The 23732-nt window shown below is 71.6% G+C and carries 20 protein-coding genes; 4 read left to right on the top strand and 16 right to left on the bottom strand.

Annotation, left to right across the window (positions count from 1 at the left end; all coding sequences use genetic code 11):
- Positions 1-25: 25 nt before the first annotated feature.
- Together ACWEGE_RS04775 and ACWEGE_RS04770 are read right to left on the bottom strand one after the other, a co-directional pair.
- On the bottom strand, positions 26-1456 hold the full coding sequence (locus ACWEGE_RS04775) for a DUF6801 domain-containing protein (protein ID WP_449659060.1): 1431 nt from the start codon (positions 1454-1456) through the stop codon (positions 26-28).
- Between the two features lie 82 nt (positions 1457-1538).
- Positions 1539-2177, bottom strand: a complete 639-nt coding sequence (locus ACWEGE_RS04770; RefSeq protein ID WP_449659059.1) for a DUF6801 domain-containing protein — start codon at positions 2175-2177, stop codon at positions 1539-1541.
- A 422-nt stretch (positions 2178-2599) separates the two neighbouring features.
- Here ACWEGE_RS04770 and ACWEGE_RS04765 point away from each other — a divergent pair, with 422 nt between their 5' ends.
- Positions 2600-3496, top strand: coding sequence for an RCC1 domain-containing protein (locus ACWEGE_RS04765; RefSeq protein WP_449659058.1), 897 nt, complete (start codon positions 2600-2602; stop codon positions 3494-3496).
- 39 nt (positions 3497-3535) lie between these two features.
- On the opposite strand, the gene ACWEGE_RS04760 is transcribed toward ACWEGE_RS04765, so the two are convergent.
- From ACWEGE_RS04760 to ACWEGE_RS04700, 13 genes are all read right to left on the bottom strand, one after another.
- Positions 3536-4183 (bottom strand): hypothetical protein, encoded by a 648-nt coding sequence (locus ACWEGE_RS04760; RefSeq protein ID WP_449659057.1) that lies wholly within the window; start codon positions 4181-4183, stop codon positions 3536-3538.
- Positions 4184-4263: 80 nt separating this feature from the next.
- On the bottom strand, positions 4264-5157 hold the full coding sequence (locus tag ACWEGE_RS04755) for a hypothetical protein (protein ID WP_449659056.1): 894 nt from the start codon (positions 5155-5157) through the stop codon (positions 4264-4266).
- Entirely contained in the window at positions 5154-5657 is a 504-nt protein-coding gene (locus tag ACWEGE_RS04750) for a hypothetical protein (protein ID WP_449659055.1), read from the bottom strand. The genes ACWEGE_RS04755 and ACWEGE_RS04750 overlap by 4 nt, the downstream gene beginning before the upstream one ends.
- Positions 5645-6853, bottom strand: a complete 1209-nt coding sequence (locus tag ACWEGE_RS04745) for an MCE family protein (RefSeq protein WP_449659054.1) — start codon at positions 6851-6853, stop codon at positions 5645-5647. The genes ACWEGE_RS04750 and ACWEGE_RS04745 overlap by 13 nt, the downstream gene beginning before the upstream one ends.
- Positions 6853-7941 carry an MCE family protein gene (locus ACWEGE_RS04740; protein ID WP_449659053.1) on the bottom strand — a complete coding sequence of 363 codons (1089 nt, stop codon included), beginning with the start codon at positions 7939-7941 and terminating at the stop codon, positions 6853-6855. The genes ACWEGE_RS04745 and ACWEGE_RS04740 overlap by 1 nt, the downstream gene beginning before the upstream one ends.
- On the bottom strand, positions 7938-8975 hold the full coding sequence (locus tag ACWEGE_RS04735) for an MCE family protein (RefSeq protein ID WP_449659052.1): 1038 nt from the start codon (positions 8973-8975) through the stop codon (positions 7938-7940). Before ACWEGE_RS04735 ends, ACWEGE_RS04740 begins: the two co-directional genes overlap by 4 nt.
- Positions 8972-9964, bottom strand: a complete 993-nt coding sequence (locus tag ACWEGE_RS04730; RefSeq protein WP_449659051.1) for an MCE family protein — start codon at positions 9962-9964, stop codon at positions 8972-8974. Before ACWEGE_RS04730 ends, ACWEGE_RS04735 begins: the two co-directional genes overlap by 4 nt.
- The gene (locus tag ACWEGE_RS04725; RefSeq protein ID WP_449659050.1) at positions 9961-10965 is read right to left on the bottom strand and encodes an MCE family protein; all 1005 of its coding nucleotides are present in this window, start codon (positions 10963-10965) and stop codon (positions 9961-9963) included. Before ACWEGE_RS04725 ends, ACWEGE_RS04730 begins: the two co-directional genes overlap by 4 nt.
- Positions 10962-12239 carry an MCE family protein gene (locus tag ACWEGE_RS04720; RefSeq protein WP_449659049.1) on the bottom strand — a complete coding sequence of 426 codons (1278 nt, stop codon included), beginning with the start codon at positions 12237-12239 and terminating at the stop codon, positions 10962-10964. The genes ACWEGE_RS04725 and ACWEGE_RS04720 overlap by 4 nt, the downstream gene beginning before the upstream one ends.
- Positions 12236-13087 (bottom strand): MlaE family ABC transporter permease, encoded by an 852-nt coding sequence (locus ACWEGE_RS04715; RefSeq protein WP_449659048.1) that lies wholly within the window; start codon positions 13085-13087, stop codon positions 12236-12238. The genes ACWEGE_RS04720 and ACWEGE_RS04715 overlap by 4 nt, the downstream gene beginning before the upstream one ends.
- A gap of 2 nt (positions 13088-13089) precedes the next feature.
- Entirely contained in the window at positions 13090-13884 is a 795-nt protein-coding gene (locus ACWEGE_RS04710; protein ID WP_086843216.1) for an MlaE family ABC transporter permease, read from the bottom strand.
- 442 nt (positions 13885-14326) lie between these two features.
- Complete coding sequence (locus tag ACWEGE_RS04705; protein ID WP_449659047.1) at positions 14327-15319, bottom strand: LLM class flavin-dependent oxidoreductase; 993 nt, start codon at positions 15317-15319, stop codon at positions 14327-14329.
- 8 nt (positions 15320-15327) lie between these two features.
- A complete protein-coding gene (locus ACWEGE_RS04700; RefSeq protein ID WP_449659046.1) occupies positions 15328-16704 on the bottom strand; it encodes an FAD-dependent monooxygenase in 1377 nt (458 codons plus the stop codon).
- A gap of 57 nt (positions 16705-16761) precedes the next feature.
- Here ACWEGE_RS04700 and ACWEGE_RS04695 point away from each other — a divergent pair, with 57 nt between their 5' ends.
- Genes ACWEGE_RS04695 through ACWEGE_RS04685 form a run of 3 tightly spaced genes read left to right on the top strand, consistent with a single transcriptional unit; the run spans position 16762 to position 21278 of the window.
- The gene (locus ACWEGE_RS04695; protein WP_449659045.1) at positions 16762-16965 is read left to right on the top strand and encodes a hypothetical protein; all 204 of its coding nucleotides are present in this window, start codon (positions 16762-16764) and stop codon (positions 16963-16965) included.
- Between the two features lie 7 nt (positions 16966-16972).
- Entirely contained in the window at positions 16973-17431 is a 459-nt protein-coding gene (locus tag ACWEGE_RS04690; RefSeq protein ID WP_449659044.1) for a Clp protease N-terminal domain-containing protein, read from the top strand.
- A gap of 55 nt (positions 17432-17486) precedes the next feature.
- Entirely contained in the window at positions 17487-21278 is a 3792-nt protein-coding gene (locus ACWEGE_RS04685) for an nSTAND1 domain-containing NTPase (protein ID WP_449659043.1), read from the top strand.
- A gap of 253 nt (positions 21279-21531) precedes the next feature.
- Here ACWEGE_RS04685 and ACWEGE_RS04680 read toward each other — a convergent pair whose 3' ends face one another.
- Positions 21532-23646 carry a HelD family protein gene (locus tag ACWEGE_RS04680; RefSeq protein ID WP_449659042.1) on the bottom strand — a complete coding sequence of 705 codons (2115 nt, stop codon included), beginning with the start codon at positions 23644-23646 and terminating at the stop codon, positions 21532-21534.
- Positions 23647-23732: the final 86 nt, after the last annotated feature.

Raw genomic sequence — 23732 nt, 5'->3', positions numbered from 1 at the left:
CAATTGGCGGCCTGCTGATGTGAGTTCACCTCGGCTTCGCGGCCGCCTTCTGCGCCGCCGCCGGTGAGCCCTGCGTGGGCGGGAGGGTGTCCGGCGGGCACTGGGTGTGGTCGGGCTCCATGCAGCCGTTCAGGTTGTAGGTGTCGATGAGGGCCTCGTTGCCCTTGCCCGAGCTCATGCCGGTGAGCAGCGGGGTGAGGTCCTGGCTGCCGGAGCCGCAGTCGCGGAATTCGGGCAGCTTGAAGTCCGGGTCCTGGATGTGGCCGGTGGAGAAGGGGTCGTAGTGGCCGCTGACGTGAAGGGTGATGGGGTCCTTCGTCACGCAGTCGGGGCCGACGTCGACCGGGACGCCGTTGATCTTCACGCCGCTCACCCGGCCCATCACGTCCAGCTGGGTGGTCAGCCACACGTAGCCGTCGTCGCCGGTGTACAGCCCGCCGCCGATTTCGATCATCTTGCTGTTGAGGTAGTCCACCGGCAGGAACTCGACGGTCGCCGTCACCGGCACGAACCCGAACGCGAGGAACGTGGTGGTCGCCGGCTTGAACACCGCCGACCCGGAAACCCGGGACGCGCCGGTGTCGAGGTCCACCGAGAAGAACCCGTTGATCAGGAGGGCGGGGTCGGACACGACCTTCGCGCCCAGCCGCTTGATGGTCGACTTCGTGAAGATGGTGATGAGGCCGAGCGGCACGGTGTATTCGTTCGGGGGCGGCGGTTCGTCTTCCGGCGCAGCAGCCGCGCCGAGCGCGGCCTTCTGCTCGGGACCCGCCGTCGGCTGGACGAGGATCGTGCCCAGCGTCGCCTGCTGGTCGGGGTCGAGGGTGCACGCGATCGGCGGCGCCGGCTGGGCGGCCGCGGGCGTGGCCGGCGCGTCGGGCGCGGTGGGGGTCGCGGGCGCCTCGGGTGCGGGGACGGCGGTCAGCGCGAGTGTCGGCGCGGTGACGTCGAAGGTGACGGCGCCGATGGTGTTGATCGCGATCTCCGGCACGTCGCCGGTGGTGGTGAGGGTGACGTCACCGGTTTCCGGCAGGGGCGTCGGCGCCACGGTGAGGGGGACCGGGATCTTGTCCGAGCGTTCGCCCTGGTGCACGGTGAGGTCGAGCTGCACCGCGCCCTGCAGCGAACCGGCGGTGGCGCCGGCGGGCAGGAGCGACACCGCGACGTCGCGGGGGAGGCTCAACTGCACCGAGTACTTGCCGATCGTCGCCGAGGTGCCGGACTTCGCCTGGCTGGGCAGGGTCGCCGACGTTTCGACGGTGAGCTTGCGCGGGCCGAGCGGATCGGCGAAGGGACAGGTCACCGAGACCGACGCCGTCGCCGTCTTCTCCGGCGGCGATGCGGGGGCGGGGGCGGCCGAACCGACCCCGGTCAGTGCGCCGTTCGCCGCGGACAGCAGGCCGGCGGCCGCCAGCGCGGTCACCGTGACGGAGCGGGGCCGGACTCGACGGGGCATCGGTTTCCCTGGTGTGTTCGAAAGCGGGGACGGAAGATCCCGGGTGCGGGCCCGGCGAGGGGTCCGCACCCGGGAAACCCGGTCAGGAGACGGTGATGCTCGGGCTGAACGCGGTGTTCTGCGCCGGGTTGGTGACCTTCAGGTTGCAGCTCATCGTCCACGGCGTCCAGGTGTTGTTCGCCTTCTTGTGGAACTCGAGGCTCGCCGTGACCGTGTTGCCCATCGACAGCGTGTCGGTGCCCGCCGTCGCCGGAGCGGTGTAGGTCGGCACGGTGGAGGTCGCGACCTGCGAGATGTTCACCGTGATCGGGCCGCCGGCCGGGTAGATGGTCTCCGGGATGTCGAGCCCGGTGGCCGCCGGCTGCGACAGGGTGCCCGACGCCGCCGTCACCGGCACCGTGGCGGTACCGCGGATGCCGTCGTAGCCGACCGCGGTGAGCAGCGCGTGGACGCCGGCGCTGATCGTCGCGGAGCCGCCCACGTTGGCCGGGGTGACGGTGCCGCCGGCCGCGACGGAGTCATCGGCGTCCAGGTGCGACGTGACGAGGACCGGCTGCGGCGAGACGCCGGGGAACGTGCAGGTGTAGGTCAGGGGCGTGGTGCCACCGGCGGTGTAGGTGATCGTGGCGGCGGCCGCGGTCCCCGCGGTCAGCACCGCGATGGCGCCGACGGCGGTAGCGGTGGTCGCGATTCCGGCGGACAGCCTGCTGAGTCGGGACATACCCATCTCCTTTGATTCAGTACAGTCTCGGCTTTGGCTGATCGATTGCTCGCCGTCGTTGGTCTCCCATCACGTTCGCCCGCCCCCATTGCCCCGAGCGGCGGGACGTGAATTCACCGACGTGCGAGGTGGAGGTCCATCTGCCGGGAATGAGGCTACTCGCGAGTTCATTACGGTACAAGACTTTGTGGCATCGTCAGCGCACCGCACCGGGACGGTTCGGGTTTCTTGTTCGCTGCCGCGCAGGACTGACGGCGGTTTCATCGGATCTTGACAAAGAACCACCGCGTGGTCGAACACCGCTCAGAACGGTCTACCATTCACGATCTTGCCGAAGCAATCCAAGATAACGAAACGGGAGAAAGGAGGCTACCGTGCCACTTATTTCACGTTGTGAACGGGTATCGCTCAGGGGAGCCGTATTGACGGCCTCGGCGGCGGTGGCCCTGTCGCTCTGCGCGTCGCCGGCGTCCGCGGCCACCGTGGGCGGGGTGGTCGGCTGGGGGAAGCCGGACTTCAACCTCACCGTTCCCCCGGCGGCGGCGCTGACCGGGGTCACCGCCGTGTCGGCGGGCACCACGACCGTGCTCGCCTTGAAGGGTGGGACGGTCCTCGCGTGGGGCGCGAACAACTGGGGCGCCAACGAAGTGCCCGCCGCGGCACTGTCCGGGGTCGGCCAGATCGCGTCGGGCTGGGGCCACGAACTCGCCCTCAAGGACGGTCAGGTTCTGGCCTGGGGCAACGACTGGTACGGCCAGACCGACGTGCCCGCCTCGGCGACCAGTGGTGTCACGGCGATCTCGACGTCCTACATGCACAGCCTGGCGCTCAAGCAGAACGGTCAGGTGGTGAGCTGGGGCGTCCGGACCGACGTGCCGGCGGCCGCGCAGTCCGGCGTGACCGCGATCGCCGCCGGTGGTGACCACAACCTGGTGATCAAGAACGGCGGCGTGCTGGCCTGGGGGAGCAACATCTACGGGCAGGCGGCCGTGCCGGCGGCCCTGGCGTCGGGCGTCACCGCGGTGTCCGCCGGGTTCCAGCACAGCCTGGCCTTGAAGGACGGCCGCGTCTACGCGTGGGGGCGCAACAACTACGGTCAGGTGACCGTCCCCGACGAAGCCCTGTCGGGTGTCGTGGGCATCGATGCCGGGGCCAACCACAACCTGGCCTTCAAGGCCAACGGCGACATCATCGCGTGGGGTTCGAACCTCGTCGGCGAAACCCACCCGGACCCCGCCCCGTGCGGGCCGGTCTTCGCCGTCTCGGCCGGGGACAGCGACAGCTTCGGGCTGAAGGAAGATCCCACCGCGGTGTGCTGAGCGGGCGGGTGGCGGGCGGTGCGCCCGCCACCCGTCGCCTCAGCTGACGTCGCTGGTCAGGTCGAGCGAAATCGTGTTGCCCGGCCCGGAAACCAGGGCGCCGAGCGCGAGGTCGGCGAGGAAGCAGTTGTTGAAGTCGGGGATGGTGTAGGTCGAGCTGAGCGTGATGGTCGGCGACGTGATGTCGATGTTCGGCGCGACCAGGTCCATTTCGATCGGCGTCTTCGTCTTGCAGGCGCCGGGCAGGGTCGGCAGCGGGATGGTCGGTTCGCTGAGGATGCCGAAGTAGATGTTGGAGATCTCCATGTTGGACTTGGCGTGCGCGGTCAGCGTGCCGTCGGCGAGGGTGCCGGTGGACGGCCCGAGCGGGACCACCTTCACCGTCGCCTTGATCCGGAACAGACCGGCGACCAGGGAGATGTTGGCCTGGGCCGGCGGCAGCGACAGGTCCGCGCTGAGGCCGACCGAGCCGGTCTGGTCGTCGATGATGAGGTTGCCCTTGAGGGTGCCGGGGCCGAGGGTCATGGCGCTGCCGGTCTTCTTGACGGTGGTGGAGCCGGACACCTTGTAGGACACGGGGATCTCGATGACGTCGGCCGAAGCCGGCGTCACGGCCACCCCGCCGAGCACGACGGCCGTCGCCGACGTGAGCACGGCCAGTCTCTTCAGCTGCGTTGCCACGGACATGGTTGTCCTCCTTTTGCGTTTTCCCGGCCGTTTCCGGGTGCTCCCGGAAACGGTTACGTGCGGTATTTCGGCGAGTCGGGTCAGCGCGGCTCGAGTGCGGTGATGACCCAGCCGCCGGTGGTGTGCTCCGCGGTCACGGAAAGCTGCGCCGCGGCACTGTCGGTCGCATTGTTTTCGGCCCGGACGGCTGATTGGTCGAGAAAGACGAGCAACCGCGCTTGACCATTTTTGAGTTCCTGCACGGCGATGGCCGAAACGCGCGACGTGAGCACGAGCTTCTGTTCGGGTGCCTTCCGCTTCACTTCGGTGAAGAGCTTGTCGTAGGAATCCTTGGCCGACCCGCGCAACACGGCGGCGGCGGCCTTTTCGGTGACGTCGGTCCGGTCGTAGGAATAGGAGAAGATCCGGTTGACGGCGAGGGTGACCGCGGAGCTGACATCGGCGGTGGCACCGACGTCGGTGAGCGCCACGTTCGCGGCGGCGGGGTTGCCGGCGGCGGCGCGGGCTTCGAGGGTGAACCAGACACCGGCCCCGGCGAGGACGAGGGCGGCGGCGAGGAGGAGGGCGGGCAGGCGGCGCCAGACGGGCCGCGGCTCGGCTGGGGCGGCTTCGGCTTCGGTTTCGACGGCTTCAGCTTCGTCCGGGTCGGCTTCGGCGGTGGAGTCGGCTTCGGCGGTGGAGCCGGCTTCGGCCGGATCGGTTTCGGCGGTGGAGCCGGCTTCGGACTGGTCGGTTTCGCTGGCTTCGGCCTGGTCGGTTTCGGCTGCGGGCTCGGTCGCGCGGTCCGCGGTGGCGTCGGCCTCGGCCCCCGCGCGGGCGGAGGCACTGCCTTCGGGAGACGGGGTCGCACCTCCGGAGCCGGCGGCGCCGGGCTCGGCCGCGCCGCCCTCGGCGGTGTTCGCGTCAACGGCGTCAACGGCGTCCGTGGCGGCAGCGTCGGCCGGCTCCTCCACGGCCGTCTTCGCGCGGCTCATCGGGCACCCACCGGCAGCTGGTCCAGCGCGCTCAACTTCCACCCGTCCGGCGTCCGGCTCAGCGCCGCCGCGAAGCGGTTGCGCTTGACCGCCGGGGCCGTTCCTTGCTTGGCCATCGTGATCTCCACCGAGGCCAGCAGCTTCGCCGTGCCCGTGTGCTCGTCCAGTTCGCTCAGGCCCGCGTCCACCACGCGGCCCGTCGCCACCGTGGCGTTCGCCGCCAGGGTCTTCTTCGTCGTCTCGTCGGTGCGGGCCAGCTGGTCGTGCAGCGGGCCCGTCGAGGCCGACAGCCACTTGCCGAGACCGGCGTCCACGTCGTGGTAGTCCAGCGTGGTGAGCTCGGCCACCAGCGTGCGGCCGGTGGCCAGTGCCTCGTCGCGGGCGGCCCCGTACGTCACCGAGGTCGCGTGGGCCGCCGAGTACCACGAATAGCCCGACCAGCCCGCGAACACGGCCGCCGCCGTCAGGGCCACTACCGGCGCGAGCTTCAGCGCAGCCACAGCACCTCCCCGAGGGTCGTCGCCGTCGCCTGCGTCCCGAGCGAGAGCGGGTTCGTCAGCCCGCCCGGCAGCACCGCCGCCGGGACCGGCGGGTGCGGCGCGTTCTGCGAGCCGCGCACCGAGCTCGGGTTCCCGTAGGGCAGCGTGCAGGCCGCGTCGGTGTTGAACGGCATCGGCGAAAGGTCGTTGCTCGGCCGGTGCGGTGTCTTCTCGTAGCCCTGGGTGCACGGCGGCGGGTCGTTGAAGTTCAGCACCAGCCCCATCCGCAGCTGGTCGCCCCGGTCGTTCAGCGCCGACCCGACCGTCGCGACCGCGCGGGGCACGTCCGACAGCAGCTGCTCTTCAGCCTGGGTGCGGGTGCCGAACACGCGAGCCGTGGTCAGCAGGTTGGCCAGCAGGATCGGCAGGCCGGGGTCGTTCTCCTTCAGCAGCCCGCCGAGTTCGGACGCCGCGGGCGGGGCGGCCGCGATCAGCCGCCGCAGGTCGCCGTCGGACCTCGCCAGCTGCTCGGCGAAGACGCGCGCGTTGCTGCTGAACGCACGCCACTCGCCGGAGGAGTCGATCTGGGTGCGCAGCACCGTGGCGCCGTCGCCGATCAGCTTCGACGTCTGCGGCAGGTGGCTGCTCGCCTCCTGGGTGAACGTCGTCGCCGAGTCCATCAGCGTCTGCAGGTCCGGGCCCGTGCCGCGCAGGGCGTCGTCGAGCTCGTTCACCACCGTGCGCAGGTCCTGCGTCGGCACGGACCCGGTGAACTGGTCCAGGTCGGTCAGCAGGCTGTTGACCGGCAGCGGCAGCGTGGTCGACTCGCGCCGGATCACCGAGCCGCCCTCGAGGTAGGGCGCGTCGGCGGTGCGCGGCTGCAGGTCGACGTACTGCTCGCCGACCGCCGAGCGGTTCGCCACCACGGCCCGCGAGTCGGCCGGGATGGGCGGGGCCGCGTCGTCGATCAGCAGGTCCGCCTCCATCCCGGTGACGGTGAGCCGCAGCTCGCCGACCCGGCCGACGGCGACACCGCGGTAGGTGACCTCGCCGTTGGTGAACAGCCCGCCGCCTTCGGCGAGTTCGAGCTTCACCGTGTAGCTGCCGGAGCCGAACAGCCGCCCCAGCCCGGCGTAGTTCGCGCCGACGAACGCCGTCGTGGCCAGCGCGATCACGACGAACAGGACGACCTGGACGCGTACCCTGTTGCTCAGCATCAGCGGCCTCCGGAGGGAGCCGGGGTGGTGCTGCTCGGCAGCGGGGGGAAGATCGGCAGGCCCTCCCGCGGAACACCCTCGTTGAGCGGCGGCAGCGGTGCGCCGGGCGCCGGGATCATCGAGACGAAGGCGTTGACGTAGTCGCCCTTCACCGCGCCGAGCACCGAGTCCGGGAACGGGAACGTCGGCAGCATCTGCAGCGACTGCGGCAGGTTCTTCCCGGCGGCGGCCAGCTGCTCCAGGATCGGGGCCAGCGCCCGCAGGTCGGCCACCATGTCGGCCCGGCTGCGGTCGACGACGTCGGTGGCCACCGTGGAGAGCCGGTCCAGCGACTGCAGCATCGAAACGAGCTGGGTGCGCTGGTCGGTGAGCGTCTTCAACCCCGGCGTCAGGTCGGTCAGCGCGCCGGAAATCTGCTCGTGGCGGTTCGCCAGCGTGGTCGACAGCCGGTTCAGCCCGTCGAGCGCTTCGGTGATCTCCGAGCGGTGGGCGTCCAGGTCGGTCATCAGGGTGTTCACCCCGGAGAGGAACGACCGGATCTGCTCTTCGTTGCCGTCCATCACCTTCGACAGCTCGCGGTTGATCGTCTGCAGCTGCCCGATGCCGCCGCCGTTGAGCAGCAGGGAAAGGGCGCCGAAGATCTCTTCGAACTCGGGGTTGCGGTTGGTCCGGTCCAGGGTGATCGTGGCGCCGTTCGCCAGCCGGCCGGTGCCCGCGGTCTTCGTGTCGCCGTCCGGTGGGGCCAGCTCGACGAACTTCTCGCCGAGCAGGCTGGACTGGCGCAGCCGCGCGACCGCGTTCGCGGGCAGCACGACGTCGCCGTTGACTTCGACGACCGTTTCGGCCGTCCAGCCGTCCCCGCCCAGCCGGACTTCGCGCACGCGGCCCACCGGGACGTCCCCGACCTTCACCGCGGCCTGCGGCACGAGGTCGAGCACGTCGGCGAACTGCACGGTCACCGAGTACGGGTGGTCGCCGACGTCGGCGCCGCCCGGCAGCGGCAGGTCGTAGACGCCCTTGAACTCACCGGACGAGCAGCCCGCGAGCGTCAGGCACCCGACGGCGAAGACGGCGAGCACGCGCTTCATCGCCCGCCTCCGTTCGTGTAGGTGTCACCGGTCACCGGCAGCGGCAGCGGCGGCTGGAGGTAGTAGTCGAAGTTGCCGCGGCCGAGCAGCCGTCCGGTGGCCGGGTCGACCGCGTTGAGCACGTTCGCCACCGCCAGCGGCGCGACGTCGAGCGTTTCGGCCAGCGACGCGCGCTGCTCGACGAGGGTCCGGGTGGTCGTCACCAGGTTGTCCACATCGGCCTTGAGCGCGCCGCGGTTGTCCCGGATGAACGCCTGGACGTCGGCGAGCGCGCGGCCGAGGCCGTCGAGGGCCCGCGCCAGCTCGCCGCTGTTGGCCGCGAGGGTGCCGGAGATCTGCGCCAGCTGCTGGTTCACGGTGCTGACCTGGTTGTCGTTGGTGGCCAGCATGGTGGTGAACTGCTGCAGCTCGGTGACGGTGCCGAACAGGTCGTTCGAGTTCCCGGCCAGCGTGCGGGCCAGCTGGGCGAAGTTGCGGACACTGTCGTTGAACGCGCTGCCGTTGCCCTGCAGGGTCTGCGCGCCGGTCTTCAGCAGGTCCGACAGCGCCCCCTGGGAGTTGGCGCCGTTCGGGCCGAGTGCCTTCGAGATCGTGTCGAGGCTGGCGTAGAGCTGGTCGAGCTCCACCGGGGTGGCCGTCCGCCGGATCGGGATCGTCGCGCCGTCGGGCAGCCGGGGGCCGCCCCGGGCCGGCTTGGCGAACTGCAGGTAGCGGTCGGCGACGACGCTGGGCGCGATCACCAGGAGCGTGGTGTCCTCGGCGACGCCGACCGAGCCGTCGACGCTCATGGTCACCCGCACCTGCTCGCCCTCCGGCGTGACCGAGTCGACCTGGCCGATCCGGACGCCGAGCACACGGACGTCGGAACCGGGGTAGACGCCGACCGCGCGGGTGAAGAACGCGGTGACGTGGTGCTGGCCGGAGCCGGAGAACACCCACCACAGCGCCGCCGAAACGACGAGGGCGAGCAGTAGGGCGGCGGCGACGAACCGGCTCGCCAGGACGCCGGCGCGGGTGGTGGTCAGCGCGCTCACTTCGCTCCTCCCTTGTTCTTCGGCGGGGTGCAGGGGTCGTGGTTCTCGGGCAGCAGCCCGCAGAGGTAGGCGTCGACCCAGTGGCCGTTGCCCGCCGTGTTGGTGAGCACCCGGAAGTACGGGCCGGCCAGCTGCAGGCCCTTGGAGAGGTTGTCGTTCTGCCGCTTGAGCAGGTCGGTGACCTGGTTGAGCGACTGCAGGGCCGGCTTGAGCGCGTCGTTGTTGTCCTGCACCAGCCCGCTGAGCTGGGTCGCCAGCCGCGCCGAGCCGTCCAGCAGGTCGCGGATCGCGTCGCGGCGGCTGTTCAGCTCGGTGAGCAGCAGGTTGCCGTCGCCGATCAGCTTCTCGAAGTCGTCGTTCGAGTTCGCCAGCGTCGTGGTCAGCTTCCGCGCGTTGGCCAGCAGTTCGGCGATCTCGCCGTCGCGGCTGGAGACCGTCTTGGACAGCTGGGACAGGCCGTCGAGCGCGCTGCGGACGTGCTCGGGGGAGTTGCGGAAGGTGTCCGACAACGTCGTGAAGCTGTCCGCGAGCTGCTTGGTGTCGATCGCGCCGACGGTGTCGGCGAGGCCGTTGAAGGCGTCGGTGACGTCGTAGGGCGTGACCGTCCGGCTCCGCGGGATGGGCCGATCGGGGTCCTGGACGTCGTCGCCGGTGGGGTTGAGCGCGAGGAACTTGCGGCCCAGCAACGTCTTGATCTTGATCTCGGCGGACGTGCGGTCGCCGATCCAGGCGTTCTTGACCCGGAAGGAGATCAGGACGTGGTCGTCGGCCAGCGCGACCGTGCGGACCTCGCCGACCTTGATGCCGGCGATCCGGACCTCGTCGTCCGGCTGCAGGCCCGCGGCCTCGGAGAACTCGGCCGCGTACGTCGTGCCGCCGCCGACGACCGGCAGGTTGTCGTAGTTGAGCGTGACGGTGAGCAGGGCGGCCAGGCCGATGCTGCCCACGACGCCGAGGACGATCGGGTTGCGTTCCTTGAAGGACTTCACGATCCGCACCTCGCCGTGTGGGTCAGCACTCCGCGCGGGGGCGTGGCTTCGAGCGTGGCGCGGCAGAGGAAGAAGTTCATCCACGATCCGTAGGAGGCGGTCCGGCCGATTTCGGTGAACTTCACCGGCAGGTTGGTCAGGAAGCTGTCCACATCGGACTGGTTCTGGGCCAGCGTGCCCGCGACCTCCTGCAGGCCGGCGATGCTGTCCTTCAGCGGCGGGCGGGCCTGCTCGAACAGCCCGGCGGCCGACTCGGTCAGCGCGCCGATGCCGCTGATGGCGTCGCCGATCGCGGCGCGGTCGCCGGCCAGGCCGGAGACCAGCTGACGCAGCGTGGACACGAGGTTCGCCAGCGCGTCGCCCTTGCCGTTGACCGTGTTCAGGACCGTGTTGAGGTTCCCGATCACCTCGCCGATCACCTTGTCGCGCCCGGCGAGGGTGGTGGTCAGGGAACCGGTGTGCTGCAGCAGACTCTCGACGGTGCCGCCTTCGCCTTGGAGCACCTGGACGATTTCGCCGGAGAGCTCGTTGACGTCGTTCGGCGACAGCGCCTGGAAGAGCGGTTTGAAGCCGTTGAAGAGGTCGGTGAGGTCCAGCGCGGGTGTCGTGCGGTCCAGCGGGATCTCCGCACCCTGCGGCAGCTGCTCCCGGGTGCCGGTGTTCCCGCGCTCGAGGGCGACGTACCGCTGGCCGACCATGTTGCGGTACTTGATGACCGCGCGGACGTCGGCGGGCAGCCGACGGCCCTGGTCGAGGGAGAACCCGACCACCGCGCGGTTGCGGTCGCCGATGTCGAGGGATTCGACCTGGCCGACGCGGACCCCGGAGATCCGCACGTCGTCGCCGACGTTGAGCGAAGTCGCGTCGAGGAACTTGGCCGTGTAGCGCTCGGTGGCGCCGACGCCGGAGTTCGTGATGGAGATGGCGAGCACCGTCGTCGCCAGCACGGTGACGGCGATGAAGATCAGGCTCTTGATCAGCGGGGCGGCGATGTTCCTCACTTGAGCGTCACCTCCGTGCCGCGGAAGAGCGGGCCGACGAGCACGCTGCTCCAGCCCGGGACCTCGGCCGTCGGCACCCCGATCGACGGGGCGAGGAGCGTGGACAGCAGCTGCTGCTCCTGCGGCGAGTTCGGGAGCCCGAGGTCACCCCGGCCGCCGGTGAGCAGCGGGTGCCCGGTGGTCCCCGGGGCCGCCGCGGCGGTGCCGATCGTCGGGGAGACGCCGGAGGGGTAGCACCGCGGCTCGCCGCCGCCGGTGAAGCGCGGGTCGTCCCGGCCGCCGGGCAGGTACTTGCCGCTGTCGGGCACGATCGCGACTTCGGCGTGCACGCCCGGTTCACCGGTGCCCGCGCCGAGCACCTTGTCCATGGAGCCTCTCAGTGCGTTGAGCGAGCCGATGGTGCAGGCGAAGCTGGGGGAGTACTTCGCCGCGATCTCCAGTGGCGCGCGGCTGTCGGCGGCCAGGGAGATGAGGTTGTCCCGGTTGGCGGCCAGGAAGGTGGCGACCTCCTGGGACGAGGACGTCACCTGCTGGTACACCCCGGCGAGGTCGGACTGCTTCTCCTTGACCGTGTTGAGCGTGACGGCGGAGTCGGTGAGCGCGTCCAGGAGGTCGGGCGCGATGTCGCCGTAGAGCCGCGAAACCGTCGCGAGGTCCTTCAGGTCCGAAGTGAGCTGCGGGAGGTCGGGGTTGAATTCCTTGAGGTAGTCCGCGGCGGTGCCGATGGTCTTGCCGAGCTGCTCGCCGCGTCCCTCCAGGGCCGTCGAAACCGCGGTCAGGGTCGTCGCCAGCTTCTGCGGCTGGACCGCCTGGAGCACCGGGAGGAGGTTGTCGAAGACCCGTTCCAGCTCGACCGCGTTGGCCGACCGGTCCTGCTCGATGACGTCGCCGGCGACCAGGTGCGGGGCCCGCTCGCCGTCCGGGATGGACAGCTGGACGTACCGTTCGCCGAACAGCGTCTTCGGGACGAGCAGCGCGGAGACGTTGCGGGGCAGCATGTCCACTTTGCCCGGCTCCAGAGCAAGCGCTATCTCGGCGCCCTGCGGCGTCGCCCGGACGCCGCGGATCTCGCCGACGAGCACGCCGCGGGCCTTGACCTGGCCGCCGGGGGAGAGCTGGTTGCCGATGCGGCTCGCCTTGAGCGTCACCGGGACGGTGGTGACGAAGTCCTTGTCGTACACCTTGATGGACAGCGTCACGAGGACGCCCATCACGGCCAGGAACAGCACGCCCGCGGTGCGGACCCCGGCCTTGTGGCGGGTTTCGCGTCTCATCCGGCCACCTGCACGGTCGTCGTCGCGCCCCAGATCGCCAGGGACAGGAAGAAGTCGAGGACGCTGATCGCGACGATCGCGGTGCGCACCGCGCGGCCCACCGCGACCCCGACGCCGGCCGGGCCGCCGCTCGCGCGGAAGCCGTAGTAGCAGTGCGCCATGACCACCACGACGCTGAACACCAGGACCTTCCCGAACGACCACAGCACGTCGCCGGGCGGCAGGAACAGCAGGAAGTAGTGGTCGTAGGTGCCCGCGGACTGGCCGTAGAACCAGACGGTGACCTGCCGCGACGCGAGGTAGCTGGACAGCAGCCCGATCGCGTACAGCGGGATGACGGCGAGGAAGCCCGCGATCACCCGGGTCGTCACCAGGTACGGGACGCTGGGGATGCCCATGACCTCGAGGGCGTCGATCTCCTCGGAGATCCGCATCGCGCCGAGCTGCGCGGTGAAGCCGCAGCCGACGGTGGCGCTCAGGGCCAGGCCGGCGACCAGCGGCGCGATCTCGCGCGTGTTGAAGTAGGCGGAGACGAACCCGGCGAACGCCGACGTCCCGACCTGGTTCAGCGCGGAGTAGCCCTGGAGGCCGACGACCGTGCCGGTCGCCACGGTCATCCCGATCATCACGCCGATCGTGCCGCCGATGACGGCCAGCGCGCCGCTGCCGAAGCTGACCTCGGCCAGCAGGCGGACGACTTCGCGCAGGTAGCGGTGCAGGGCGCGCGGGGTCCAGGCGATCGCGCGGAGGAAGAAGAGGATCTGGTCGCCGAGGGTGTCGAGGAAGCCGAACCGGCGGTCGACGGCCTCGCGTACCCGAGCTGCTCTCGGGAGGTCCGTGGTCGTCACTTCTAGCTCCCCTTGGGCGGGACGAGTTGCAGGTAGACGGTGGTGAGGATCAGGTTCAGCACGAACAGCAGCAGGAAGGTGATGACCACCGACTGGTTGACCGCGTCGCCGACGCCCTTCGGGCCGCCCTTGGGGTTGAGGCCGCGGTAGGAGGCCACGACCCCGGCGACGAAGCCGAAGATGAGCGCCTTGATCTCGCTGATCCACAGGTCCGGAAGCTGGGCGAGGGCGGAGAAACTCGCCAGGTAGGCGCCCGGGGTGCCGTGCTGCATGATCACGTTGAAGAAGTAGCCGCCGAGCACGCCGACGACGCTGACCATGCCGTTGAGGAAGACCGCGACCCCCATCGCGGCGAGCACCCGCGGCACGATGAGGCGCTGGACCGGCGAGACGCCGAGGACCTCCATCGCGTCGATTTCTTCGCGGATGGTGCGGGAGCCGAGATCAGCGCACATCGCGCTGCCGCCGGCGCCGGCGATGAGCAGCGCCGTGACGATCGGGCTGGCCTGCTGGATGATCGCCAGCACGCTCGCCGCGCCGGTGAAGGACTGCGCGCCGATCTGCGTGGTCAGCGAGCCGATGTGCAGCGCGATCACCGCGCCGAACGGGATCGAGACCAGCGCCGTCGGCAGGATCGACACGCTCGCGATGAACCAGAACTGCTGGATCAGCTCACGCACCTGGAACGGGCGGCGGAAGGTCAGCCGGACGACGTCGAAACCGAGCCCGTAAAGCCGGCCGGTCTGCCGCAGTGCGGCCGCCCCCGGGAACGACGCCGTCGTCGTCCGTTCGGCCATTCGTGTGCCTCCAGCGGTTTCGGCGGCACGACGAATACGCCCGAGAAGACTAAAGGGAAATGGTCCGAACGGGGTAACAAATTCCGGCCATTCACGGTCTCGGGGGCACCGTGCCGTTTCCTACTGGTCGGTACGCTAACGACGGCCTTGCTGGGAGACAAGAACTTGAGCAGGATCACGGGGTCACGGGCTGGTAACCGAGCATTTCTTGTCCGGTGCTGACAAACGGACCCGATCTTGTTGTCAACGAAGGAAAAGAACCTCCGCTCCCGGCGCGCACGGGCTTGACAATTCCCCGCGCGTTGTCAATTCCCGCGTACCGGAACAGACGACACGCGTACCCCGCCGGACGACACGCGTACCCAGCTGGACGACACGGGAAACCCGGCGGGCGCGGCCGTGTCGTCCTTCGGTGTACGCGTGTCGTCCGGCCGGGTACGGGTCAGGACTTGAGGTCGGCGAGGAGTTCGTAGGAGCGGATGCGGTCGGCGTGGCCGTGGACCATCGTGGTGACCATCAGCTCGTTCGCGCCGGTGTCGGCCAGCAGCTGCTCGAGTCCCTTTTGGACGGTCTCCGGCGAGCCGACGACGCTGGACCCGAAGCGCTCGGCGAGGAACGCACGGTCCATTTCGGTGTACGGGTACTCCGCGGCCTCTTCCGGTGTCGGCAGCGCGATCGGACGGCCGCGGCGGAGGCTGAGGAACGTCAGTCCGCTCGGGCCGGCCAGGAAGCGGGCGCGCTCGTCGGTTTCGGCGGCGACCACGGACACGCCGAGCATCACGTACGGCTCCTCGAGCACGCCGGGCCGGAAGTTCTCGCGGTAGAGCTGCACGGCCGGGATGGTGTTCTCGGCGGCGAAGTGGTGCGCGAAGGAGAACGGCAGCCCGAGCCGGCCGGCGAGCTGGGCGCTGAAGCCGCTCGAACCGAGCAGCCACACCGGCGGCTGGTTGCCCTCGGCCACCACCGCGTTGACCCCGCGGGCCTCCGAGTGGGTGAAGTAGCCGATCAGCTCCTGCAGGTGCTCCGGGAAGTTCTCCGCGGACAGCCCGCCCGGCCCGCGCAGGGCGAGCGCGGTGCGCTGGTCGGTGCCGGGCGCGCGGCCGATGCCGAGGTCGATCCGGCCGGGGTGGAACGCCTCCAGGGTGCCGAACTGCTCGGCGACGACCAGCGGGGCGTGGTTGGGCAGCATGATGCCGCCCGACCCGACGCGGATGCGTTCGGTGGCGTCGGCGACGTGCCCGATCAGCACGACGGTGGCCGAGCTGGCGATGCCGGGCATGTTGTGGTGCTCGGCCAGCCAGTAGCGGTGGTAGCCCAGCCGTTCCGCGGCGCGGGCGAGGTCCAGGGTGTTGCGCAGCGTCTCGCCGACGGTGTTCCCCTCCGAAACCGGGGACAGGTCGAGCACGGACAGCGGCACGTCAGGCAGTGAGCTCACAACCGGGGTCAACGCCCCGGTGCCGTCATTGCTTCCCGCAACGCCGCGGGATCACCGCCGCGGAAGGCCACCACGCCGTCCGGACGCACGAGCAGCGCGTCGGCCGGGGCGTCCGGGCACTCGGCTGTGACGATGTTCACGCCCGCCCCGGCCGCCTCCCGCAGGTCGGCGCGGTCGGCGAAGTCGAACAACACCGTCCGCGCGGCGCGCATGACTTCGGCCACCCGGGTCGGCTCGCCGCCGACGGTCAGCGGCAGGTCGGGCACGTAGGGCAGCTCGTCGGCGTCCCGCAGGAGCTCCCCGAGCCGCCGGGCCGGCTCGGGGAACGCCGCCAGCTCGCCGAAGAGCGTCCGCAGCGCATCGCCGTCTTCGCCGGTCAGGCGGTCGAGCAGGGCTTGGACGCGGGTGTGCGTCAACGTCCGCGCGGCCACCGGGTGCCGTTCGGCGTGGTAGCTGTCGAGGAGGCTTTCCGGTGCCGAACCGCGCACGACGGCGGCGAGCTTCCAGCCGAGGTTGACCGCGTCCAGCAGCCCGACGTTGAGCGAGGACCCCCCGGCGGGAAAGAGGTGGGCGGCGTCGCCGGCCAGGAGCACGCGGCCGGCCCGGTACCGCGAGGCGAGCCGCGCCGAACTCGTCGTCCGCGACAGCCAGAGCGGTTCGCCGAGGGGGAGGTCTTCGCCGAGGACCCGCCGGAGGGCGGCGCGGAACTCCGCCAACGTCGGCTCGCCGGGCGGCTCCGGCGTCACTTCACGGACGCCGACGATCACGACACCCGGCGTCAGCGACGTCACCAGCACGCGGCCGCCCGGCCGGCGCCGCCAGCCGCCGGTCGCGCCGGACAGCGGCGCCTCCGCCCGGAAGTGGCCGAGCCGCAGCAGTTCGCCGTCGGTGGTGCCGGGAAAGCCGATCCCGGCCAGCTCGCGGACGCGGCTGTGCGCGCCGTCGCAGCCGACGACGTACTCCGGGTCCGCGCGGTACTCGCCGTCCGGGCCGCGGACGGTGAACGGGTCGAGGCTCACCAGCTCGTGCCCGCGCCGGAGCTCGGCGCCGAGCTCGGTGGCGCGTTCGGCCAGCACGGCCTCGATCCGCGGCTGCTGCACCAGGAGCGAGTGCAGCGGCGAGCGCGCGAGTGGCGTGAAGTCCAGCGGCACCGGCCCGAACGGGAAGCGGGGGACCGGCCCGGCGAACGCCGCTTCGGCCCGGAACCGGCCGAGGAGCCCGCGGTGGTCGAGCTGCTCGACGATCCGGCCGACGAGGCCGTTGGCCCGCGGCCGCGGGTCGGGGACCGCGCGCCGCTCCAGGACCACCGGGGCGGCGCCGCCGAGCCGCAGCTCCGCCGCCAGCATCAGGCCCACCGGGCCCGCTCCGATCACCGCGATTTCCATGACGCCCTCCCTGGTGTCAGTTCAAACTGACGAGGATGTCAGGCTAGACTGACACCCGTGGAAGCGGAAGAGCTGGCCGGACGCGTCTCGGAAACCGATCCGGCGGTCGCGCTGCGGGCGGTGGGCGCCCTGCACCGGCTCGCCGAGCAGGTCGAAGCGGCGGCCGTCGCGCACGCGCGGGACCGGGGCTGGTCCTGGGAGCAGATCGGGGACGCGCTCGGCGTCGCCCGCCAGTCCGTGCACGCCAAGTACGGGAAATGAGGCGCTCGTGCTCGACCGGCTGATCGCCAAGAGCCCCTTCGCCGCGGTGGTGACGGCGGCCCTCGAGGAGTCCCGCCGCCGCGGCGACCGGCGGCTCGGCACCGAACACCTGCTGCTGGGCCTGCTGCACGATCCGGACTGCGCCCGCACCCTGGGTACGGACCTGACCGCGGCCCGCGCGGCCCTCGACCGCCTCGACCGGGCGGCACTGGCGGCGCTCGGCATCGACGTCGACGGCCTCCGCCCGGCGGAAGTCCCGCCGCGGCGCGGGAAGCCGGGAGCGTTGACGTCCGGGGCGCGCGCGGTCGTCAACGAGGCGATCCGCGGGGTGCCGCGCCCGCGCGAGCCGGGCCGGCTGCTGCGGGCGCTCGTGCGGCTGACCCCACCCGATCCGGCGGCCGATCTGCTGGTGGAACTGGGCGTCGACCGGGACGCCGTTCGCCGTCGGCTGGATTCCGCCACCTGATGCCGCCCGATTGGCTACGGTGGGCGAATCGGAAAATGAACAACAGGAGGGCCGGGTGCCGCGTCCCGAGCGACCCTTGGATCCCGGGGATGATCTGCTGACCGAATTCGCCGCCGATCTGCGGCGGTTGCGCGAGAGCGCCGGGAATCCGACCTACCGCGAGCTCGGGCGGCGCGCGCACTACTCCGCCGGCACGCTGTCGGAGGCCGCCGGCGGGCGGAAACTCCCCAGCCTGGCGGTCACCTTGGCCTACGTCCGGGCCTGCGGCGGGGTGCCGGGGGAATGGGCGGAACGCTGGCACGCCGTCGCCGAAGAGTCGCGGCCGGACGGTGCCGATTCACCGCCCGAGCCGGAACCAGGGGAAATTCCGCCGTACGTCGGGCTGGCCGCTTTCGGACCCGCCGACGCGGAACGATTCTTCGGCCGGGAACGGCTTGTCGAAAAACTCGTCGAAAGACTCACGAGACAACGTTTTCTCGCCGTGCTCGGCGCGTCCGGTTCGGGGAAGTCGTCCCTGCTGCGGGCCGGTCTGCTGCCCTCGGTGAAAGGGCCGGTCGTGCTGCTCACCCCGGGCCACCGCCCGCTGCAGGAGTGCGCGGTCAAGTTCGCCGCCGCGCTCGGTGTCGCGCCCGGCGCCCTGCTCGACGACTTCGCCGCGCACCCGCGCAACCTCGGCCTCGCCGCCCGTCAGCTGGCCGACAGCGGCGAAGAAGACCTCGTGCTGGTCGTCGACCAGTTCGAGGAGGTCTTCACGCTCTGCCAGGACGACCAGGAGCAGGCCCGGTTCCTCGACGCGCTCGTCACCGCGACCACCGAACCGGGCAGCCGCACCCGGGTCGTGCTCGGCATCCGCACCGACTTCTACACCCACTGCGCGCGGCACGCCGAACTCGCCGAGGCCATGCAGGACGCCCAGGTCCTGGTCGGCCCGATGACGACCGAGGAGCTCCGGCAGGCCATCTCGCGGCCCGCCGTCGACACCGGGTACCGCGTCGAGAACGCCCTGGTCTCCCGGCTGGTCGCGGACGCCACCGGCCAGCCCGGCGTGCTGCCGCTGCTTTCGCACGCGCTGCTGGAGACGTGGCGCCGTCGGCGCGGCACCACGCTGACCCTCGCCGGCTACGAGTCGACCGGCGGCATCGAGCGGGCCATCGCGCAGACGTCCGAAGGCACCTACGCCAAGCTGTCGGCGCGGCAGCAGCGGTTGGCGCGGCAGATCTTCCTCCGGATGACCGCGCTCGGCGAAGGCACCGAGGACACCAAGCGGCGCATCGGCCGCGCCGAGCTCGACGCCGACGACGCCGACACCGCCGTGGTGCTCGCCGAGCTGGCCGCGGCCCGGCTGGTCACCCTCGACGACACCGGCATCGAGATCACCCACGAAGCCCTCATCCGCGGCTGGCCGCGGCTGCGCGAGTGGCTCACCGAAGACCGCGAAGGCCTGCGCGTCCACCGGCAGCTCACCGAGGCGACCGGCGCCTGGGAGTCCGTCGCCGAAGACCCGGGCTGGCTCTACCGCGGCACCCGGCTGGCGATCGCCCGGGAGTGGGCCGCGCGCCAGGACTCCGCGCTGTCCCGCCGGGAACGGCGGTTCCTCGACGCGAGCCTCGCCGTCGAGCACGCCGAGCTGGAACGCGACCGGCGGCGCACGCGGCGGCTGCGCCAGCTGGTCGCGCTGCTGGCGGTGCTGCTGGTCTTCGCCGTGGCGGCCACCGTCTACGCCGTCCGCGCCGAGACCACGGCCACCGAGCAGCGCAACAACGCGCTCGCGCAGAAGGTCGCCGGCCAGGCGCTGGCCATGCGCGCCACCAACCCCGCGCTGGCCGCGCAGCTCGCGCTCGCCGCCTACCGGCTCGATCCGGGGGCCGAGGAGCGCAGCGGCCTGCTCGGCATGTTCGGCTCGCCGTACGCGACGCGGCTCACCGGGCACACCGGCCGGGTCAACACCGTCGCCCTCCGGCCGGACGGGCAGGTCGTCGCCACGGCCAGCTGGGACGGCACGGCCCGGCTCTGGGACATCCACGACCCGCACCACCCGGCGCCGCTGGGCGTGCTCGCCGGGCACGAAGGCAACGTGAACAACGTCGCCTTCGCGGCCGACGGCCGGACCGTCGCCACCGCGGGCTTCGACGGCACCGTCCGCGTCTGGGACGTCTCCGACCCGGCCCGGCCCGGGCCCGGCACCACGATCGAAAAGCACGCGGGCAAGGCCTACGCCGTCGCGTTCAGCCCGGCCGGGCCGCTGCTGGCGACCGCCGACGTCAAGGGCACGATCCGGCTCTACGACACGACCGACCCCGGGCACCCGCGGCCGTCGGGGGAGCTGACCGGGCACACCTCCTACGTCAACAACCTCGCTTTCAGCGGCGACGGCCGGCTGCTCGCCTCCGCGTCGGCCGACAAGACGGCCCGCGTCTGGGACGTCGCTTCGCGGGGCCAGCTCGGGGTGGTCGAAGGGCACACCGACGTCGTGCACTCGGTCGCGTTCAGCCCCGCCGGGCCCGTTCTCGCCACGGCGAGCCAGGACCAGACCGCGCGGCTGTGGGACATCGCGGACCCGGCCCACCCGGTGCCGCTGGCGTCGCTGACCTCGCACAAGGCGACCGTGCGCTCGGTGGCCTTCGCCGCCGACGGGCACACGCTCGCCACCACCGGCTTCGACCGCACGGCCCGGCTGTGGGACGTCGCCGACCCGCGGCAGCCGCGCGAGCTGCAGTCGCTGCCCGGGCACATCGGCGCCGTCGTCTCCGCGGTGTTCACCCGCGACGGCCACGCCCTCGCCACGGCCAGCGACGACCAGTCCGCCCGGCTCTGGGACCTGCCCGGCCCGGGCATCCCCGCGCACACGGCCCAGGCGTGCCACGTCACCTTCGGTCCCGGCGGCAAGCTGATGGTTTCCGGCGGCTACGACGAAACCGTGCGGCTGCACGACCTCACCGACCCGCGCGCGCCGCGGCCGACGGCCACGATCGGCGGGTTCGGCAACGCGGTCTGCGGTGTCGCCGTCAGCCCGGACGGCCGCACCCTGGCCACCGGCAGCTGGGACCACACGATGACGCTGCGGGACATCACCGACCCGGCCCACCCCGGGCCGCCGGTGCTGTTCAACCCCTACACCGACGACATCGACGCGGTCGCGTTCAGCCCGGACGGCCGGCTCCTCGCCACCGCAGGCCAGGGCCACACGGCCCGCCTCTGGGACCTCACCGACCGGCTGCGGCCGGTCGAGATCGCCAAGCTCGAAGGCCACGACGACGACGTCCACACCCTCGCCTTCAGCCCCGACGGCCGGACCCTGGCCACCGCCGGCTGGGACCACACCGCGCGGCTCTGGGACATCTCGGCGCCCCGGGCCCCGCGGCCGCTGGCCAAGCTGACCGGGCACACCGACACGATCTTCTCGATCGCCTACAGCCCCGACGGCAGGCACGTCGCCACGGCGAGCGCCGACCGGATGGTGCGCCTCTGGGACGTCTCGGACCCGGCGCACGTGCCGCCGCCTGCGGTGCTGGAAGGCCACGCCGACATCGTCATGTCGGTGTCCTTCAACGGCGACGGCGGGACGCTGGCGTCCGGCAGCTACGACCGGACGATCCGGCTGTGGGACGTCGCCACGGCGGCGCCGTACGCGGTCCTGCCCGAGCAGCGCGACCGCGTCTACGTCGCCCAGTACGCGCCGGACGGCCACACCTTGGCGGGCGCGGGCGCGGACGGCACCGTGCGGTTCTGGGAGGCCGACCCCGACCGGGCGGCCGAACGGATCTGCGCGGCGGTCTCGCCCCGGATCACCGAAGCCGAGTGGAGCGAGAGCTTCCCGGACCTCGGCTACACCCCGCCCTGCCCCTGACCGGGTTGTTCGGCGTTGTTGTTCGGTGGGTGAGCGCGGACACCGAACAACCCGGATCGACTAGACATGCCCTCGGACGGTTCGTCCCACGACGTTCATTTCACCGGGGGTCTGAAGGGCTCCTTCGAGGACACGGGAACCCGCCTCCCGCTCCGCGAAGGGGCCCTTCAGCGTGTGACCTCCCCGCAAGCGCGCCCCGATGCGGGCTCCCGTGCGACTCCCCCGCACCCGAGCCCGCGTCGGGGCGCCCGGATCAGGCGGCCGGGATCCAGTCCGGGTCCGAGGCGAGCACGATCAGCTGCTGCGTCGCCCGGGTCAGCGCCACGTACAGCACCCGGCGGCCCGTCATCGACTCGCGCACGAGGTCGACCGGCTCGACCAGCACCACCGCGTCGTACTCCAGGCCCTTCGAGTCCAGGCTGCCCACGACCTTCAGCCGCTCGTCCGCCTGCCCCGGCAGCCAGCCCGCGACCTCCGGCACCCGGTCCATCGCCGTGATGACGCCGACCGTGCCCTCCACCGCGCCCAGCAGTTCCTTGACCGCCGCCTGCGTCGCCGCGGCCAGCCCGGCCGCCTCCACCGGGCGGACCTCCGGCTCCACGCCGGTGCGGCGGACCGCCACCGGCAGCTCGCCCGCCTCCGCGTGCCCGGCCACCACCTTCGCCGCCAGGTCGAAGATCTCCGCCGAGTTCCGGTAGTTCGTGCGCAGCGTGTACCGCCGCCGGGCGGTCTTGACGCCGAAGGCCTGGTCGCGGGCCGTGGCCGCCTCCGCGGGGTCCGGCCACGAGCTCTGCACCGGGTCGCCGACCACCGTCCAGCTCGCGTACTTGCCGCGCCTGCCCACCATCCGCCACTGCATCGGCGAAAGGTCCTGCGACTCGTCGACGACCACGTGCGAGTACTCGTCGTAGTGCTCCGGCCGCGTCGGCGCCCCGCCCGAGCGTTCCGGCTCGGCCTCGAGCACCTGCCGCCGCTTGCGCTTCGGCGGCGGCCCGACCAGCACGCGCAGCTCGTCCAGCAGCGCCACGTCCGCGATCGACCAGCCCCGCGACCGGTCCGCGAAGTCCGCGGCCAGCATCGAGATCTCCTGGCGGTTCAGCACGCCCTTCGCGGCCGCGGCCAGCCGCTTCTCCTCGCCCAGCCACTTGAGGATCTGCGCCGGGTACAGCACCGGCCACCACACGACGAGGAAGCGGTGGAAGTCGATCCGCTCGCCGAGGTCGGTGATCAGCTCGGCGCGGTCGATCTGCCTGCCGTCGTCCTTCGCGTGCTCCTCGGCCTTGGCGGCGAGGGCGTCCAGCAGCAGCTCGGCCGCCCGGATCCGCGACCGGTTCGGCGGCGCGCCCTGCGTGTGGGCCTTGCGGCGGACCTTCTCCAGCTCGCGCGCGCCGAGCTTCAGCACCTCGCCGCGGTAGACGATCCGCATCTCCTCCGGCGCCTCCGGAGGCGTGTCGCGCAGCGCCCGCAGCAGCACCTTCCGGATCCGCAGCGATCCCTTGACGGCGGCGAGCGGCGCCGCGTCCTGCCGGGTCGCCTCCAGGCCGTCGAGGACCTCGCCGAGCGCGCGCAGCTCGACGTTGGTTTCCCCCATGGAGGGGAGGACCCGCGAGATGTAGCTGGTGAACACGCCCGACGGCCCGATCACCAGCACGCCGGCCCCGCCGAGCTGACGCCGGTAGCGGTACAGCAGGTACGCGGCGCGGTGCAGCGCGACCGCGGTCTTCCCGGTGCCCGGCCCGCCGGTGATCTCGGTGACACCGCGCCAGGGCGCCCGGATGACCTCGTCCTGCTCCTTCTGGATGGTCGCGACGATGTCGCGCATCTTCTCGCCGCGCGAGCGCCCCAGGGCGGCCATCAGCGCGCCTTCGCCGACGATCTGCATGTCGTCGGGCACGGCGTCGGCGATCAGCACGTCGTCGTCGACGTCGAGGACGTTCTGGCCCGAGCAGCGGATCACCCGCCGCCGCACGACGTCCATCGGTTCCTCGGCGGTGGCCTGGTAGAACGCCGCCGCGGCCGGCGCACGCCAGTCCGTGACGAGGTTGTCGAACTCGGCGTCGCGGATGCCGAGCCTGCCGACGTAGGTGCGTTCTCCCTCGCGGTCGTCGAGCCTGCCGAAGACGAGGCCCTCGTACTCGGCGTCGAGCGTCTGCAGCGTCTGGTTGGCGTGGTAGACCATCATGTCCCGCTCGAACAGCATCGACGCCTGTTCGAAGATCGCCTCGCGCTGCGCTCCCTGGCCGATCTCGTAGCCCTTCGTGCGCATGGCCTCGGCCTGCGCCCGCAGTTCGTCCAGACGGGTGTACACGCGATCGACGTGGGCTTGCTCGATGGCGATCTCGGCCCGTCTGACCCGAGGTTCGGACACGCATGGCTCCTTGACAGCTTTGGGATCGCCTCCGAGGGCGAAGAACGACTCTACGCGGTGGCCCGGGCGGGGACACCCGTGTCCCG

Source organism: Amycolatopsis sp. NPDC004747 (genome assembly GCF_053601335.1).
This window is presented reverse-complemented; position numbering and strand designations above follow the sequence as displayed.